We start from the raw sequence: 12,509 nt of genomic DNA on the forward strand, positions 1-12,509 counted from the left end.
AGACGCGGAAGTGCCCCAATTTTCTGGGGGGAACTCGTCGGAACTTTCCGGGCATGCCACCCGTGGTTACGGGGTAGATTGACCAACGGAATTCACACCGGGGAATGGTGGATTCATGCCCACACGGGGATCGGGCACGTTTTTTGGGGGGATCATGGAAACGACAATTCGAGAAGTACTAGCCGCGCACGGCCGGTTGGCGGCCGACGCGTCCAGCATCGGCACGGCGGCGGATCTCTATCAGGCGGGGTTGACCTCGCACGCCTCGGTCAACGTCATGTTGGCCCTCGAGGACGAGTTCGACGTCGAGTTCCGCGATGAGGACCTGACCAAGTCCACCTTCTCCAGCATCGACTCCATCTCGACGGTGCTGGGGAGCCTGGTCCGCGTCTGATGCCGGCCGCAGCGACCCTGACGGTCGCCGCGGATCCCGCCGATCATCGGCCCAGTCGGCTGCACGAGCCGGACCGGATCTGGACCGAGACCAACTGCTACACCGATCTGTGGATCGAGGTGCTGCACGCGCTCGGTCACGACCCGGTGCCGGCACTGGTGCCGAGTTGGTCGGCGGGTTTCGACGGCGATCAGTGGACCTTCCTCAAGCCCTCCGCCGAGGAGCTCCGCACCCTCTATGGCCTGGAAGTGGCGGAGCTGACCGTCTGGCGGAGTGTGCTCGAGCATGTGCAGATCGCGCTCGATTCCGGCGAGCTGCTCACCATCGAGGTGGACAGTTGGTGGCTGCCCGATACCGCGGCGACCGACTATCGCACCGCCCATGTGAAGACCACCATCGTCCCGGTCGATGTGGACGCCGAGCGGCGGGAGCTCTCCTACCTGCACAACGCGGGGCTGCACCGACTGGACGGGGAGGACTTCGAGGGGATCTTCGGCCCGGACGCATTCGCCCTGCCGCCCTACATGGAGTTCATCCGGCGCCGCGATCCGGTACCGGAGGCGGCGGATCGGCAGCGGGCGCTCGCGGAGCTGGCTGCCCGGCAACTCGCGGTCGCGCAACCCGATGCGGTGGCCGCACTGGGTGCGGGGATCCGCCGCGAGCTGCCCCGGCTGGCCGACCGTGGGATGGACCACTTCCACCGCTGGTCCTTCGTCACCCTGCGCCAGTGCGGCGCGGGGGCCGAGTTGGCGGCGGACGTGGCCGACACCCTGATCGCGAGTGGTCAGCTGGCCCCGGTGCCGGCACCGGAGCTGCTGCGCGAGCTGGCGCAGCAGGCGAAGAGCCTGCAGTTCTCGGTGGCGAGGGCGGCTCGTGGCCGCTCGGTCTCCATCGATGAACCGCTGCTGGCGATGGACCGGCTCTGGCGGACCGCGCTGGCCCAGTTGCGCGACGCCTGGGCCCTCGGGTGACCGCGGTCGGGGCAGGTGGTGAGGGGGCATCGGGTTGGCAGGCGGTGGTCACCGACGAACCGGTGGCCACCCCGGCCGAGGTCGACTGGTCATCGGCCACCGAGGTCGGCTGCCCCGGTTCGCTGCTGCCGCCGGAGGGTGATGCGACCGAGCAGGCGGAGTACTGGTGGCGCACCCGGACCTCGGCCGATTCGCTGACGATCGAGCAGATCTCCTTCCCTGCCGAGGTTTTCGTCGACGGCCGGTCGGTCGCCCGGTCGGTGTCGGATTTCCTCCCGCTGCAGGTGGAGCTCCCCGGAGCCGACTGTGAGGTGGCGATCGTCTGCCGCTCGCTGGCTGGATGGCTCGGCACCCGCCGGCCGCGGGGGCGGTGGCGGTCGGCACTGACCGGTACGCAGGGTCTGCGGTGGGCCCGGGTCAGCCTGGTCGGGCGGGTAGCAGCCTATCCCGCACCGGCACCGGCCGTGGGAGCCCGGGGGATGCGGTTCGGGACACCCGCGGCGCTGGGTGACGTGCGCGTCGGCACGCGGCTCCGTGGTTCGGTCGGGGTGGTGACCGTGCAGGCGACCACACTCCGGCCGGGCGAGCACACCATCACGGTCTCCGGACCCGACGGGACCTGGCAGCAGACGGTGACCGCGGGTGAGCGGCTGGAGGGTTGCATCGAGATCGATCGGCCGCATCTGTGGTGGCCGGCGGGATATGGCGAACCTGCCTGTTACACGCTGACGATCACCCGGGGCGAGGAGGAGCTGGTGCGCCGCAGCATCGGCTTCCGGAGCATCGAGGTCGACCGCTCGGCGGGCGGGTTCTCCCTTTCGGTGAACGGAATCCCGGTGTTCTGCCGCGGTGCGGTGCTCACCGGCCCGGCCCCGGGCGGTGCCGCGGTGATCGACACGCTGGCCGATGCCGGGGCCACCATGGTCCGTTTCGCCGGGGGCACCGTGCCCGCCTCCGCGGAGCTGATGCAGCGATGCGCCGAACGCGGCGTACTGGTCTGGCACGACTGCATGCTGGCGACCTTCGACCTGCCCACCGAACTCGACGCGGTGGTCGTCGAGGAGTTGCGGCACCTGCTCGGCGCGTACGCCGGAAATCCCGCCCTGGCAGTGATCTGCGGCGGCAGTGAGACCGAACAGCAACCCGAGTTGATGGGGTTGCCGCGGGAACGCCGGCAGCAACCGTTGCTCACCGACCGGCTACCGGCCGCACTCGACGAATGGTGCGCACCGGTGGGCGCCCAGTTCTGCCATGTCGCCGCCAGCCCCACCGGCGGGTCGAGCGGATCGGCGCTGCGTCCCGATGACGGGGTGGCGCACTGGTTCGGGGTCGGTGGCTATCGCCAACCGTTGACCGCGGTCGATGCGGCCGGCGTCCGTTTCGCCACCGAATGCCTGGCCTTCGCCAACCCGCCCGAGGAGATCAGCGCCGGGTTGGCGGCGGTCCGCGATCGGGACGAGCCTTGGCTGGCAGGGATTCCGGCCGATCGGGGGGCGGACTGGGACTTCGAGCAGGTGCGCGATCACTACCTGGCCGAGGTCTTCGGCACCGACCCGCAGGTCGAACGGCGCCGCGATCCGGCGCGCTATCTGGACTTGGGCCGGGCGGCGACCGTGGTGGCGATGGAACAGTGTTTCCGCCACTGGCGGCGGGTCGACGATCCGTGTGCCGGGGCCCTGGTGCTCTCGGCGTTCGACCTGCGCGACGGATCCGGTTGGGGGGTGCTGGATCATCACGGCCGGCCCAAGGCGGTGCTCTCCGCCCTGCGGCGGTGCTGGGCGCCGGTGACGATCCTGGCCGGCGATGCCGGCCTGGCCGGGATCCGGGTGGATGCCTACAACGACACCCCGGCCGAATTGACCGCGGTGATCGAACTGCGGGCGAGCGACGCCTTCGGCAATGTCACCGTCAGCGGCACCCTGCCGGTCCGGTTGCCGGCGCACGGTGCGGTGCGTGTCCATGACGACGAGATCAGCGGCCACTTCAGCGATCTGGGCTACGCCTATCGCTTCGGGTCCCCGGTCGCCGACGCGGTCGAGGTGCGGTTGCTCGACGACACCGGCCGCTGCCTGGCCCGGGATGCGCTGGTGATCGCACCGGCCGCCGCGCCGCAACCGGTCGACACCGTGCAGGCGGTGCTGGATCCCGAGGCGGAGACGTTGACCATCACCAGTGCGCGGGCGCTGCGGGCGGTCGCGGTGCGGCTGCCGGGTCACGAGGTCGCCGACGACTGGTTCGAGCTGCCCGGTGGTCTCGCATATCGGGTGCCGGTCCGCCGGGTCGGGTCGACTGACAGGGAGGGTTGGGTGCGCTCGGTGGATCTGGCCGGGCCGGTCCCGATCACCCTCGGTCCCGGAGGTGTCGATGAGTGAGCCAGCGGTGCCCGCGGGTGCGACCCGGGTCGGGATCGATGTGGTCGAGATCGCCGAGGTCACCGAGGCGCTGGCCGCGCACCCGGAGGCGTACCAGCGTCGGATCTACACCGAACGCGAACGCGCCGACAGCCACGGTGACCCGCGCCGGCTGGCCGCCCGGTTCGCCGCCAAGGAAGCCCTGGTGAAGGCGCTCGGCGAGCCCGGTGGCGCCACTCCCCCACGCGATGTCGAGGTGGTGCTGACCGACGGGGTGCCCGGGCTGGCGGTGCACGGCATCCTGGCGATGCGGCTGCACCGGGCCGGGCTGGTGGTGGTCGCGGTCAGCCTCACCCATACCGACTGTCACGCGGCCGCGGTGGTGATGCTCGGGCCCGCGCCCGCGGCGGGTCGGCTCGCGGCCGGGTGAGCCGAAACGAGTTCGCACTCATCCGCATTTGCGGGTAGCATTCTCTACCTCGCCCGGAGACGGGCACATGGTGGGTATAGCTCAGCTGGTAGAGCACCTGGTTGTGGTCCAGGGGGCCGCGGGTTCAAGTCCCGTTACTCACCCCAAGGGATACGAAGCCCCGGCAATGGCTGCCGGGGCTTCGCCGTTCCCGCTGGAGCGACCCGCGCGGACGGCGGGTGGAGCACCCGGAATCCGCCACATTCGGCGGTTGTCGCGGCCGCACGCACCGGGTGAGCATTGCTGCACGGCAACGACGCCCGCAACGATCGGAGATCCCCATGACCACGACGATTCCCCGCCCGCCGTTCGATCCGGAACTGGAGGCGGTGCTCGCGGTGCTCGCCGAACAGCTGCCCGTGCTCACCAGCGTCGAGCAGATCCCCCACCTGCGGACCACCGTCGCCGTCGACGAGAACGAGCAGTTCATCACCGACTCCGGGCTGGCTCGGCGCGATCTGACGATCCCGGGCTACCAGGGTGACGAGATCATGGTCACCGTGCTCTCCCGGCCCGACCATCAGGGCCAGGGGCCGGGGATCTATCACACCCATGGCGGCGGGATGATCGCCGGCAACCGGTTCGTCAGCGCCCCGCAACTGGCCCAGTGGATCTCCGCCCACGATGCCGTGGCGGTCAGCGTCGAATACCGGCTGGCTCCGGAGTTCCCCGATCCCTATCCGGTCGAGGACTGCTATGCCGGGCTGGTCTGGACCGCCGAGCACGCCGCCGAACTGGGCATCGATCCGGACCGGATCATGATCGCCGGGGCGAGCGCCGGCGGTGGTCTGGCCGCCGGGACGGCACTGCTGGCCCGGGACCGGCAGGGACCGAAGCTGATCGGCCAGGCGCTGCTCTGCCCGATGCTGGACGATCGCAATGAATCCCTGTCCACACAGCAGATCGACGGCATCGGCGTCTGGGACCGGAACGCCAACCTGGTCGGCTGGACCGCGCTGCTCGGTGAGCGCCGCGGCACCGACGACGTGTCGATCTATGCCGCCCCGGCCCGGGCCACCGAGCTGTCGAATCTGCCCCCGGCGTTCATCGACGTCGGCTCCGCCGAGGTCTTCCGCGACGAGGACGTGGCCTACGCCAGCGCGCTGTGGGCGGCCGGCAGCCAGGCCGAACTGCACGTCTGGCCCGGTGGCTTCCACGGCTTCGACATGCTCGCTCCCCACGTCGGCGTCTCGCAGGCGGCCATCGAAGCCCGCAACGCCTGGGTGGCCCGGTTGTTGGCCGGCTGAACCCGAGCACCGGGACTGCGGGACTAGACTGCCGGCGTACGCGACGGAGCGCAGATGAGAGATTTCGTTGGCAGGCTGACAGCCCTCGATCCCGGGGCGAGCGAGACCCTCAAGGTGATCACCTACTTCGACGCGCTGGTCGCCAGCGGCGTGGGGCTCGAGGGGTTGCTGCGCGGGGCCGCCGTGCTCGCGGGAGTCCCCGCCGGGGCGGAGCGTCGCGGACGCACCGTGCGCTTCGATCCCAACGGCCGACGGGCCGGCGATGACGGCACCCGGACCAGGCGTCCGGTACGCCCGGTGGGCGGCGGCAGCGTCTGGCTGGAACGCCCGGATTCCCTGCGCGCCAACGACGAGATGATCGTCGAACGGTTGGCCCTGGCCGTCTGAACTGCTCGAGGCCCGGCGGACACCCACCGGGGTCATCGAGCAGATCCTGGACACCGAACTGCCGCCGGCCGAACGGGCCAGCAGGCTGGCCGGCGCCGGGATCGAGCCGGGCACCCGGATCCGGTTGATCGCCACCGACGCGGGCACCCGGCAGCCCGGCCGGCTCACCGGTGAGGTGCCCAGCCGTTACGGGATGCGGCATGCCAGCCTGCAGCTCACCGACCGGCTCCCGGATGCCGGACCGGCCGGTATCGGGATCTGGGTCCGCGCGGATCATGCCCCGCAGTCGTGGGATGCGGCGGTGATCGCGCACCGACTGACGACCCCGGTCACCCCGGTGCTCGATGCGACCGACCTGGGCGCGATGCTGATCCTGGCGCGGGCGTACGCGCCGGAGGACCCGCATCCCGACGTCCAGACCCTGGACGCTCTGGATGACCGAACCGCGGAAATCCTGCGGACATTGGTGGAATCGGACAGCATCCGAGCGGCGGCGGCACAGCTTGCGATGCACCACTCGACCCTGCAGGCCAGGCACGACAGCCTGACCCGGGAGCTCGGTTACGACCCGCGCAGCACCAGCGGCCGGATGCGCTACATCGCGGCGGAGATGTTGTCCCGGTTGGGCACCGACGCCACACCCTGAACGACTCAGCCGCACCCTTCTTCAACCCTGCAACAGATCCATTCAGTCACGCCGTCACCAGACGGAGATCGGAGCACGCCATGAACTGGCCCGCAGAGCACACCGCATTCGTCACCGGAGCCGCCTCCGGCATCGGCCTGGGCATCAGCCGGGCCCTGGTCGAGGCAGGTGCCCGAGTGGCGCTGGCCGACATCGACGGGGACCGGCTCGCCGGCGTCGCCGCCGACCTCACCGAGGCCGGGGGCACCGTCACCACCGTCGAACTCGATGTCAGCGACCCCGACCGGTGGCGGAGCGCCGCGGCCGACGCCGAGCGAACCCTCGGCCCGGTCTCGATCCTGGTCAACAACGCCGGTGTCAGCGGCAGCGGACCCATCGACCAGACACCGCTGGAGCTGTGGCGTTGGGTGCAGCGGATCAACCTCGACGCCCAGTTCATCGGCGTGTCCACCTTCCTGCCCCGGTTCAAGGAGCGGGGCGGCCGGGCGTACATCCTGAACACCGCGTCGATGGCCGGCCTGGTACCGATGGCGAATGTCGGCGCCTACACCGCCTCGAAGTTCGGCAGCGTCGGCTTCTCGATGGTGCTGCGCGAGGAGCTGCGCAGCAGCGAGATCGGTGTCTCGGTGCTCTGCCCGGGTACCGTGGCCACCCGCTTGACGGCCACCGACCAGGAACTGCAGGCCAAGCTGCTCGGCCGCGAGGCCGACGCCGCGACCGCCGAGAACAATGCCGCGATGCTCGCCCACGGCGCGGATCCGGACCGGGTCGGGGAACAGGTCGTCGCGGCGATGCAGCGCGATCAGTTCCTGATCATCACCCACGGCGACTGGGCGCCGATGGTCCGTCGGGTGCAGCAGGAGATCGAGCAGACCTTCACCGACTTCGACGATCCGAACGGCCCGGACCCGGTGCCGCAGGCCCTGCTGAGCGGGAAGTTCTCGATCAGCTGAGCCACGGCCCGCGGGGCCGGTCCGCTCAGTGCGCGGTGTGGGTCACCTGCGTACCCCGCGGGGTCAGGAAGAACACCAGCACCGCCACCGCGATCATCAGCGAACCACCGGCGATCCCGGTCGCCTGCAGCGAATGGTTGAACGCCGTGGCCGCTCCCCGGGCCAGCTCAGGCAGGCCGAGTTCACCGGCCTTCGCGATCGCCCCACCGAGGGATTCCTCTGCCTGGGCGGCGATTGCGGGATCCAGGCCGGCGGCCGCGCCACTGCCGGAGAAGTAGGACCGGTAGACCAGCGCGGAGATCGAACCGAGGACCGCGACCCCGAGGGTGCCGCCCAACTCATAGGACGTCTCCTCCAGGGCCCCGGCATTGCCGGCGCGCTCCTCGGGTGAACCGGACATGATCATCGCCGAGCCGATGGCCAGCGCACCGGCACCCATCCCGACCAGGGTGAGCGCGACCAGCGCGACCGGCAGGGTCAGCTCGACCGCCCGGATCCCCATGAAGACCAGTCCCCCGCCGGCCAGGGCCAGCCCGCCGGCGAGCACCGCCCGGGCACCGATCAGTCGGGCCAGCGGCGGTGCGAGCAGGGAGGCGACGGCGCTCGCCAGCGCCGCGGGAATCAGGCGTACCCCCGCCTGCAACGGGGTCGCACCGTCGACCAGCTGCAGCCACTGGGCGAGCAGCAGGAAGCTGGCCATCATCGCGAACATGGTGCCGAAGGCGGCGATGATCCCCGCCGAGAACGGCCGGCTGCGGAACAGCCGCAGATCCAGCAGCGGGTACGGGCTGCGCAGGCACCGGACGGCGAACCAGCTGAGTGCGGCCGCCGCGACGAGCAGTGCCGCCCAGGCCTCCGGTACGCCGAAGGAGGCGTTCTTGCCGAACTGCTTGATCGCCCAGACCAGGGCGATCATGCCGACCAGCGAGAGCCCGGCCGCCACCGCGTCCCAGGGACCGGGCCTGGCGACGCGGGATTCGGGCAGGATGAAGATGCCGGCGACCACGCCGACCACCATCAGCGGCACGTTGACCAGGAATGCCGAATGCCAGGAGAAGTGCTGCAGCAGGAATCCGCCGATCAGCGGACCGACGGCGCCGCCGATCCCGGAGACGCCCGCCCAGATGCTGAGCGCGGTGGCCCGCTCCCGGGGATCGGTGAACATCACCCGGATCAGCGACAGGGTGGTCGGCATGATCATCGCACCGCCGATGCCGAGGAAGGCGCGGATCGCGATCACCTGCCCGGCGGTGTTCGCCCAGAGCACCAGCACCGAGGCGAGGCCGAAGATCGAATAGCCGAGCAGCAGCATCCGCTTGCGGCCCCAGCGGTCGCCGATGGCCGCCCAGGAGACCAGCAGACCGGCCAGCACGAGCGAATAGACATCGACCATCCAGAGCTGCTGGGTGGAGCTCGGCTGCAGCTGGGCGGCCATCTCCGGCAGCGCCAGGTTGAGGATGGTCATGTCCATCATCACCACCAGCAGGCTGGCACTGAGCACCGCCACGGCGGCCCAGCGCCGCCCGCGGGACAGCTGCGAGGCCGGGCTCGGCGCGGTGAGATCGGTGGGGGCGGACACGTCAGTTCTCCTTGCGGGTTTCGTTGTCGTCGTCGGCGACCGGCATGCTCATCAGGGCGCGGATCACCTGTGCCAGTTCGGTTTCGGAGATCGGGGTCGCGTTGACCGCGGCGTGCATGGTGACGCCGTCGAAGTAGTTGTCGATCGCCACCGCCCGGGTGCGGCCGACGACCGGGGTGAGCAGGGCGACCACCCGGTCGCTCCAGCTGACCGCCAGTTCGCGCAATCGGTCATCGGTGGCGCCGGCGGCGATCAGGGCGACGTTCGCATGCACCCAGCTCCGCTCGTTCAGGAACTCCGCGCCCAGTCTCGCCCATCGCTCGGGCATCGCGGACAGCGGTTCGAGGGTGGCCTGGAGTTCATCGATCGACTCGTCGATCCCGTCCGCCAGCGATCGCAGCGCGGCCGCGCGCAGCTCGTCGATCGACGGGAAGTAGCGGGTCGTCGACCCCAGCGACACCCCGGAGCGGGTGGCGACCGCACGGTGGGTGAGGTTGCCGCTCCCCTGCTCGAGGATCAGTTCGGTGGCGGCCGCCACGATCGCCCGGCGGCGCCCCTCGGGGTCGCGGCGGCCGAGGTTCGCGGTCTGCTGCTGGGCCATGCTCGATCCTTCCGGTACATATGTCTCGTACATTTGTACCGCATGACTCGATCCGACACAAACCGGAGTTCGGCCGCATTCCGTCCGGTAGGGAACAATGGGCCCCATGGCCGTTTCCGACCTGACCCGTCCCGCCGATCCGGCACCTCGTCGCACCCCGGTCCAGCAGGCCCGCCTGTTCGCCGGCATCCTCGCCGGGGAGGCCGCCGCCCTGGCGTCCCGGCTGGCCGGCCGCGGCTCCGGCGCCTCGATCCGCGGGCAGATCCTGACCCGGGTCGACCCGCTGGCGCTGGCCAAGCTCCTGCCCGGCCGGCGGATCGCAATGGTCTCGGGAACCAACGGCAAGACCACCACGACGCATCTGCTGGCGGCGGCGGTACGCCAGGGGCTCGGCCCGCGCGCCGATCGGCTGGTCACCAATGCCGACGGCGCCAACCTGCACTACGGCATCGCCTCCGCGCTGAGCCGCGCCCCGCGCGCCGACCTGGCGGTGCTGGAGACCGATGAGCGGGTGGTCGCCGACGTGATCCGGCTCGGCCACCCCGAGGTGCTGGTGCTGCTCAACTTCAGCCGCGACCAGCTCGACCGGCACCACGAGATCAAGTCACTCGGCACCGCCTGGCTGCGTTCCCTGGAGGCCGCCGGCGCCGACGGCCCGGTGGTGGTCGCCAATGCCACCGAGCCGCTGATCGTCTGGGCGGCCCGCGGCGCCAAGGAGGTCGTCTGGGTGGACACCCAGAACGTCTGGCACGCCGACTCGGTGCTCTGCCCGGTCTGCGGCAGCACGATCGTCACCGAGACCGACCAGAGCGGGGCCGAGCGGTGGCGGTGCACCGGGTGCGAACTGGCGCAGCCGGTGGCGAGCTGGCGGGTCGTCGACGGCCGGATCGTCGACCCCGACGGGGTCAGCCACGATCCCCGACTGCAGGTGCCGGGTGCCTTCAACGTCTCGAACGCCGCCTGCGCACTCGCCGCGGCCGCCGTCATGGGCGTACCGGTCGAGACCGCGCTCGCCGGCATGCGGCAGGTCACCTCCCCCGCCGGCCGGTTCGCGACCACCACCATCTCCGGTACCACCGCCCGACTGCTGCTGGCGAAGAACCCGGCCGGCTGGGCCGAGGCGCTGCCGATCATGGCCACCGACACCGTGGTGCTGGCGATCGACTCGGTGGCCGCCGACGGCAAGGACGTCTCCTGGCTGTGGGACGTCGACTTCGAGCAGCTCGCGGGGAAGACCGTGATCGCCTCCGGACCCCGGGCCTACGACCTCGCCATCCGGTTGAAGTACGCCGAGGTCGAGCACCGCGTCGAACCCGACCTGGGCAAGGCACTGGCCGGGCATCCCGCACCGGTCGATGTGATCGCGACCTATACCCCGTTCCAGAAGCTGCGCAAGATGGGAGGCCTGGCATGACCGAGGGCCCGCTGGAGATCGTCAACGTCTATCAGTCTCTGCTCGGCATCTATGGCGACCAGGGCAATGCGAAGGTGCTGCTGAAGCGCGCCCAGTGGCGCGGTATCGACGCGAAGCTGACCTCGGTCGAGCCCGGTGACCCGCTGCCGGAGACCGGTGACATCTTCCTGCTCGGCGGTGGTGAGGACGGTGCCCAGACCTCCGCGGTCCGGGCCCTGCAGGCCGACGGTGGGCTGCACCGCGCGGTGGATCGCGGCTCGGTGGTCTTCGCGGTCTGCGCCGGTTACCAGATCATGGGCCACAGCTTCGGGGTCGGCGCCGACGACGAGCCGCGCCAGGGCCTCGGGCTGCTCGATGTGACCACCACCCGCGGCGCCAAGCGGGCGGTCGGCGAGGTGCTGCACCGCTGGACCGCACCGGGTGCACCGACCGGTGACGACGCCTGGCTGACCGGTTTCGAGAACCATGGTGGCTACACCCGGCTGGGCCCGGACGCGACCCCGCTGGCCCGCCGCGAGATCGGCATCGGCAACGCCGACGACGGCACCGAGGGCGCGGTCCAGGGCACCGTGATCGGCACCTACCCGCACGGCCCGATCCTGCCGCGCAATCCGGCACTGGCCGACTGGCTGCTGGAACTCGCGGTCGGCCACGAACTCGATCCGCTCACCTCCGCCGAGCATCAGGAGCTGCGCCGGCACCGGCTGGCCGCCGTCCGCGGGTGATCGTCGAGGTCTGGGCGGCGCATCCCGACCCGGGTCTGGCGCGGTTGCTCTCCGCGGCGGAACTGGCGCGGGCGGAGCGGTTCCGGCAGGCCGCGGATCGGGCCCGCAGCATCACCGGCGCAGCACTGCTGCGGGCGTACGCCCGGTCGCTCGGCACGGCTGAGGTCCGGCGGCACTGCCCCGGGTGCGACGGGCAGGATCATGGGCGCCCCGAGATCGACGGCGCCCAGGTGTCGCTGAGCCATTCCGGGGATTGGGTGCTGCTGGCCGCGGCCGGGGTACCGGTCGGGGTCGATGTCGAGGCCGCGCCGGTGGACGCGGCCGTGGCATCGCAGCTGCTCGCCCCCGGTGAGGACACCCCCGACCTGGCCCGCAGCTGGGTCCGCAAGGAGGCGGTCGCCAAGCTCACCGGGACAGGACTGCTGCGGCCGCTGACCGGGATCCGGATCGATACCGGTGCCCGCGGCTGGACCGCCGAACTCGACGGACAGGCGTACGCCGGATGCGATCTGGACCTGCCGGTACCGGCCGCCGTCGCCGCGGCCGCCGCCGGGGTCGAGATCCGGTTGCACTCCCCCGCGCAGACCCGCGCCGAACTGTTCCCCAACGCTGGCTGAGCGAGCGAGGAAGGTGAGGCCCCTTCCCCACGCTCCTCGAGTAGGTCGCGCAGCGACCGTGTCGAGACGCGCGGTACGCCAGCGAGACGAAACCGGGCCGCGGCTCACTCCGACTCCGCGGCACAACTTCCACTTCGCGGCTTGCCTGCGGTCCG

13 protein-coding genes and 1 tRNA gene are annotated in these 12,509 nt (G+C 71.0%); 12 read left to right on the plus strand and 2 right to left on the minus strand.

Annotation, left to right across the window (positions count from 1 at the left end; translation table 11 throughout):
• Positions 1-154: 154 nt before the first annotated feature.
• The 9 genes from BI335_RS16280 (at position 155) to BI335_RS16320 (ending at position 7,418) form a co-directional block, all read left to right on the plus strand.
• Complete coding sequence (locus tag BI335_RS16280; RefSeq protein WP_208109328.1) at positions 155-394, plus strand: acyl carrier protein; 240 nt, start codon at positions 155-157, stop codon at positions 392-394.
• On the plus strand, positions 394-1,365 hold the full coding sequence (locus tag BI335_RS16285; RefSeq protein WP_094432190.1) for a DUF1839 family protein: 972 nt from the start codon (positions 394-396) through the stop codon (positions 1,363-1,365). Before BI335_RS16280 ends, BI335_RS16285 begins: the two co-directional genes overlap by 1 nt.
• Positions 1,362-3,737: a glycoside hydrolase family 2 protein gene (locus BI335_RS16290; RefSeq protein ID WP_144009135.1), complete on the plus strand. Its 2,376-nt coding sequence runs from the start codon at positions 1,362-1,364 to the stop codon at positions 3,735-3,737. Before BI335_RS16285 ends, BI335_RS16290 begins: the two co-directional genes overlap by 4 nt.
• Positions 3,730-4,146 (plus strand): holo-ACP synthase, encoded by a 417-nt coding sequence (locus BI335_RS16295; protein WP_094432195.1) that lies wholly within the window; start codon positions 3,730-3,732, stop codon positions 4,144-4,146. The genes BI335_RS16290 and BI335_RS16295 overlap by 8 nt, the downstream gene beginning before the upstream one ends.
• 70 nt (positions 4,147-4,216) lie before the next feature.
• Positions 4,217-4,292: transfer RNA gene (locus tag BI335_RS16300), tRNA-His, on the plus strand.
• A 174-nt stretch (positions 4,293-4,466) separates the two neighbouring features.
• Positions 4,467-5,432, plus strand: a complete 966-nt coding sequence (locus BI335_RS16305; protein ID WP_094432198.1) for an alpha/beta hydrolase — start codon at positions 4,467-4,469, stop codon at positions 5,430-5,432.
• 54 nt (positions 5,433-5,486) lie between these two features.
• The gene (locus BI335_RS16310; RefSeq protein WP_094432201.1) at positions 5,487-5,819 is read left to right on the plus strand and encodes a hypothetical protein; all 333 of its coding nucleotides are present in this window, start codon (positions 5,487-5,489) and stop codon (positions 5,817-5,819) included.
• Positions 5,820-5,943: 124 nt separating this feature from the next.
• Positions 5,944-6,465 (plus strand): helix-turn-helix domain-containing protein, encoded by a 522-nt coding sequence (locus BI335_RS16315; protein ID WP_094432203.1) that lies wholly within the window; start codon positions 5,944-5,946, stop codon positions 6,463-6,465.
• A gap of 80 nt (positions 6,466-6,545) precedes the next feature.
• Positions 6,546-7,418 (plus strand): SDR family NAD(P)-dependent oxidoreductase, encoded by an 873-nt coding sequence (locus BI335_RS16320; RefSeq protein ID WP_094432205.1) that lies wholly within the window; start codon positions 6,546-6,548, stop codon positions 7,416-7,418.
• 25 nt (positions 7,419-7,443) lie between these two features.
• Here BI335_RS16320 and BI335_RS16325 read toward each other — a convergent pair whose 3' ends face one another.
• Entirely contained in the window at positions 7,444-8,997 is a 1,554-nt protein-coding gene (locus tag BI335_RS16325; protein WP_229119648.1) for an MFS transporter, read from the minus strand.
• Between the two features lies 1 nt (position 8,998).
• A complete protein-coding gene (locus BI335_RS16330) occupies positions 8,999-9,598 on the minus strand; it encodes a TetR/AcrR family transcriptional regulator (RefSeq protein WP_094432207.1) in 600 nt (199 codons plus the stop codon).
• Between the two features lie 322 nt (positions 9,599-9,920).
• Here BI335_RS16330 and BI335_RS16335 point away from each other — a divergent pair, with 322 nt between their 5' ends.
• The 3 genes from BI335_RS16335 to BI335_RS21590 are packed head-to-tail and all read left to right on the plus strand — an operon-like array spanning position 9,921 to position 12,354.
• Positions 9,921-11,012 (plus strand): Mur ligase family protein, encoded by a 1,092-nt coding sequence (locus BI335_RS16335; protein ID WP_229119663.1) that lies wholly within the window; start codon positions 9,921-9,923, stop codon positions 11,010-11,012.
• Positions 11,009-11,737, plus strand: a complete 729-nt coding sequence (locus tag BI335_RS16340) for a type 1 glutamine amidotransferase (protein ID WP_094355824.1) — start codon at positions 11,009-11,011, stop codon at positions 11,735-11,737. The genes BI335_RS16335 and BI335_RS16340 overlap by 4 nt, the downstream gene beginning before the upstream one ends.
• Positions 11,734-12,354 carry a 4'-phosphopantetheinyl transferase family protein gene (locus BI335_RS21590; protein WP_094432211.1) on the plus strand — a complete coding sequence of 207 codons (621 nt, stop codon included), beginning with the start codon at positions 11,734-11,736 and terminating at the stop codon, positions 12,352-12,354. The genes BI335_RS16340 and BI335_RS21590 overlap by 4 nt, the downstream gene beginning before the upstream one ends.
• The last annotated feature ends 155 nt before the right edge of the window (positions 12,355-12,509 follow it).

This window comes from Enemella evansiae (assembly GCF_002250705.1).
Taxonomy (GTDB): Bacteria; Actinomycetota; Actinomycetes; order Propionibacteriales; family Propionibacteriaceae; genus Enemella; species Enemella evansiae.

Bases quoted from the DNA above. Each gene is read 5' to 3' on its own strand.
- BI335_RS16280 (WP_208109328.1), top strand. From the start codon at position 155: ATGGAAACGACAATTCGAGAAGTACTAGCCGCGCACGGCCGGTTGGCG.
- BI335_RS16285 (WP_094432190.1), top strand. From the start codon at position 394: ATGCCGGCCGCAGCGACCCTGACGGTCGCCGCGGATCCCGCCGATCAT.
- BI335_RS16295 (WP_094432195.1), top strand. From the start codon at position 3,730: ATGAGTGAGCCAGCGGTGCCCGCGGGTGCGACCCGGGTCGGGATCGAT.
- BI335_RS16305 (WP_094432198.1), top strand. From the start codon at position 4,467: ATGACCACGACGATTCCCCGCCCGCCGTTCGATCCGGAACTGGAGGCG.
- BI335_RS16310 (WP_094432201.1), top strand. From the start codon at position 5,487: ATGAGAGATTTCGTTGGCAGGCTGACAGCCCTCGATCCCGGGGCGAGC.
- BI335_RS16320 (WP_094432205.1), top strand. From the start codon at position 6,546: ATGAACTGGCCCGCAGAGCACACCGCATTCGTCACCGGAGCCGCCTCC.
- BI335_RS16330 (WP_094432207.1), bottom strand. From the start codon at position 9,598: ATGGCCCAGCAGCAGACCGCGAACCTCGGCCGCCGCGACCCCGAGGGG.
- BI335_RS16335 (WP_229119663.1), top strand. From the start codon at position 9,921: ATGGTCTCGGGAACCAACGGCAAGACCACCACGACGCATCTGCTGGCG.
- BI335_RS16340 (WP_094355824.1), top strand. From the start codon at position 11,009: ATGACCGAGGGCCCGCTGGAGATCGTCAACGTCTATCAGTCTCTGCTC.